This window comes from Citrobacter sp. TBCS-14, from assembly GCF_005280805.1.
Lineage (GTDB): Bacteria > Pseudomonadota > Gammaproteobacteria > Enterobacterales > Enterobacteriaceae > Citrobacter > Citrobacter gillenii.
The window spans coordinates 1-224 of sequence record NZ_SZWM01000386.1 but is presented as its reverse complement, the minus strand read 5'-3'; the positions used below and the strand labels follow the sequence as shown (position 1 = coordinate 224).

Annotated in this window: 1 protein-coding gene; it reads right to left on the bottom strand. The window is 57.1% G+C overall.

The annotated features are described in order from the left end of the window. A partial coding sequence (locus tag FDX22_RS31195) for a fimbria/pilus outer membrane usher protein (RefSeq protein WP_255432943.1) occupies positions 1-224 on the bottom strand: 224 nt, incomplete at both ends.

Here is a 224-nt window from a genome sequence, read left to right as displayed (position 1 = left end):
AATGCCGTCCGCATGTCCGATGACGCCACCGGAGAGTTGCCAGTTATAGTCATGCTGGTCACGGTCATAGTTGTAACCCACGCCCAGCGTGCCATAGGCCGCCTGCCAGTTCGCGTTAGCGCTCCCGCTGTATCCGTTGGAGCTGCTGTGTCCCTGATTAACGCTGTAGCTGAGATTGCGTCCATCTAACAGCGTGCCGCCAATACCGCTTTGCCAGCTGTTTT